This is a genomic window from Microcoleus sp. B13-B6 (assembly GCF_036705405.1).
Lineage (GTDB): Bacteria > Cyanobacteriota > Cyanobacteriia > Cyanobacteriales > Microcoleaceae > Microcoleus.
Genome location: NZ_JAUBUJ010000124.1, coordinates 554 through 3,952, shown reverse-complemented (window position 1 = coordinate 3,952; position 3,399 = coordinate 554). Strand labels below are relative to the sequence as shown.

The 3,399-nt window shown below is 45.6% G+C and carries 2 protein-coding genes; both read right to left on the bottom strand.

Annotated elements, in window-relative coordinates; translation table 11 throughout:
- A partial coding sequence (locus QUB35_RS34470) for a cation-translocating P-type ATPase (protein WP_333146825.1) occupies window positions 1–1,674 on the bottom strand: 1,674 nt, incomplete at its 3' end.
- Window positions 1,675–2,308: 634 nt separating this feature from the next.
- A partial coding sequence (locus QUB35_RS34465) for a calcium-binding protein (protein ID WP_333146824.1) occupies window positions 2,309–3,399 on the bottom strand: 1,091 nt, incomplete at its 5' end.

Genomic DNA, 3,399 nt, shown 5'->3' with positions numbered 1-3,399 from the left:
AGAAACTCCATCAATTGTGGAACAGGCATCTTGCCTGTTTCCAACATTAATATCTGAGTTCATATCCAACTCAGAATTCTGGAAAAGCGGCAAATAATCTGTGAGTGTTAGATTTCCGGTTGTCAGAGTGCCAGTCTTGTCAAAAACCACCGTATCTAATTGATGCACCCGTTCTAAAACATCACCACCGCGAATTAAAAGCCCGCGCTCCGCCCCGATGCCAGAACCAACTAAAATTGCAGTTGGGGTAGCCAGTCCCAAAGCGCAAGGACAAGCAATCACTAAAACTGCGATCGCCAATTTCAAACTCAAAAGCAAAGGCGATTGATAATGGATAATTGGCAATTCATTTCCCATGCCCAATGCCCCATGCCCGATGCCCGATGCCCCATGCCCGATGCCCATTGCCCCATGCCCCATATCCATTGCCCCCTGTCCTAAAAGCACAGAAGGCCAAATATGAGTGCCGGCAAAATACCAAAATAGAAAAGTTAAAAGCGATATTGCCATTACCCCATACACAAAATATCCCGCGACAGTATCAGCTAAATTTTGAATGGGCGCTTTGCGAGTTTGGGCTGCCTGCACCAAAGCCACCATTTGAGCTACAGTTGTTTCCTTACCGGTGCGAGTTGCCCGCATCACAACTGCCCCGGATTTATTGATAGTTCCGGCGGCAACTGTATCTCCTGGTTGCTTCAAAACCGGCATTGATTCGCCAGTCAGCATCGACTCATCTATGGTTGTTTTGCCTTCGCAGACTTCACCGTCTACCGGTATTTTTTCCCCTGGCAAAACTTGCAGCCATTCTCCGACTCGAACGCGATCGGCTGGAATTTCAATGTATTGTGGATCGTAGACCTCTGATGTCGAGTTTAAAGGCAATTCTTCCGATCGCAAATCTAAAGTCGGGAGTTTAAAATCTACTAAGCGGGCTTTCGCAGGCTGCAATGCGATTAAAGCTTGCAAAGCTGATGCAGCGCGCCGTCTGGCTTGCTGTTCCAGAGTTTTGCCCAACAAAATAAAGCCCAGCAGCATCACAGGTTCGTCAAAAAAGCACTCCCATCCCATCCGTGGAAACAGCAGCGCCGCGTTGCTAGCGGTGTAAGCTGTAACAGCGCCTAAAGCTACCAAAGTATTCATGTTGGGTGCATTTCGCCACAAACTGCGGCACCCGTCAACGATAATCGGGCGGCCCGGTACCAGCAAAGCGAGGGTGGCGAGTCCCCAGTGAAACCAAATATTGCTGAGAATTGGGGCTTTTGTGCCGAGTACGTGACCTAAACCGGATAAAATAATTAGGATTAGGGCGATCGTCAATTGCTTGATTTGCTGTCGAATTTCTTGCCCCCGCCGTTCAATTGTTGCCGCTTCTGCTTCCCGCTGATTTTCACCACAACGAGACTGAGAGGGAAATCCATTATCAGTCAACTTTTTAGCTAAAGCCTCTGCATCGACAGCCCCCGGTTGACACTCAACCGTAGCGACTTCTACGGCCAAGTTAACGCAAGCTGAAATTACGCCTGAATACTGCATAAGTTGGCGTTCCACAGCTTTCGCGCAGCCGGCACATTTCATCCCGCCGACATCGAAAGTAACAAGTTCTGGCGGTGATTCGTTAACTGGTATGATTTCTGGTTGAATTTCGGGGATTGTTTTGGGTAGAAATTGCATGGTTTTTTTTGGTATTGATTAAATATTTCGGCGCTTCTGAAAGGGTTTAATGCACTGTTTAGACAAATGTCTATATTTTTATCATAGATAAATATTGTGGCATCTTCCAAAAGTGTTAGTTTTTTTTAATTCTTATTAGTTGCAGGCGGTTAATTCCGCATTTTGGCAGGGGTTGAAATTAATCGGGGACTGCGGGTTTAATGCTAAGACACGCCTTGGACACGGCAGTGCCGTTTCCCTACTTGATATAATGGCGTTGCTGAATTAGGGTATGATACGGGCAAAAATACGAGAGGGGAGCCGAAAATGATTTCTGGGGTTTTAATGGGGAATTGGAACATCTCCAAATTTTAGATAGTAGACCTCTTGCAAAAATCCTTTTCATCAATTGATGGGACGGGCAAGATGCCCATCCCACAAGAGTTATTTTTTCTTGTGGGATGGGCATCTTGCCCGTCCTAATTATTTTTGCCAAAGGTCTAATGAATTACTAACTTAAGGATCGTGAATTAAATAACTTACCATTTTTATTGTGATTGTGGGATGGGCGTCCCGCCCGTCCAAAAAGGGCGGGCAGGACACCCCAATTTCCTTGTGTAAATTATTTAATTCGCGATCCTTAGAATTCGCTATATTAAACTAAGAGAAAATCTTGAGCAGTAATTAGCGAGGCATTAACACCCACAATATTCGCAAGTATTCTTCCACTTTGCTTAATCGTCAGCAATGTTCCATCATTTCCCTGTGTAATCTGCAACTGCTCAAACGTGAATCCTCCTGACAATCCAATCGCATCTTCCCCCTTAGTAAAATCTGCAATTAGAGCGAATTGCACTCCCGGACACAAGGCAAAGATATCATTTCCTACCCCTCCTAGTAAACTATCAAATCCACCACAACCACACAAAATATCATTACCTTTGCCTCCCAGGAGTGTATCATTCTCACTGCCTCCACACAGGGTATCATTTCCCTCTTGTCCTAACAATAAATCCTGTGCTTGTTCCCCCAGTAGAATATCATTGTCTTTGCCCCCGTATAAGGTATCATTTTCTTTGCCACCCTGAATAAAATCATTACCAGCATCGCCATAAATCAGGTCATTTCCTTCTCGCCCATTCAGAGAATCATTCCCTTGATTTCCCCGAATTACATCTTCCCCTTGTCCACCGAGAATAATATCATTATCTTTGCCACCCAAGAGGTAATCATTGCCAGTACCACCGACAATAAAATCACTACCTTCATTGCCATTCAGTGTGTCGCCTTCGTCATCAGCAAATAAGTTATCATCCCCTGGCAAAGCATCAAAAAAGCTAGAGGAATTGTTGCCATAATAAGCATCATTTTGGTTAGTGCCTATTCGGATATTAGGATTGCCATTGATTACATTATCGGTGGCATTGGGTTGATTGAGATCGGGGCGAGGAATGCGATCGCAAAAACAAGTTGAGTCAGGCGTTACCGCTGGTGTAGGTGTGGGAGGTGGTGTTACCTCTGGGGTAGGAGTTGCTGTAGGAATTGGTGTCGGATCTGCTAGAGGAATTGGCGTCTGTGTCGGTGTAGGTGTAGGAGTTGTTATAGGAATTGGAGTGGGAGTTGATGTTACCTCTGGTGTTACCTCTGGTGTCGAAATTGGCGTGGGAGTTGGTGTTACCTCTGGTGTCGAAATTGGCGTGGGAGTTGGTGTTACCTCTGGTGTCGAAATTGGCGTGGGAGTTGGTG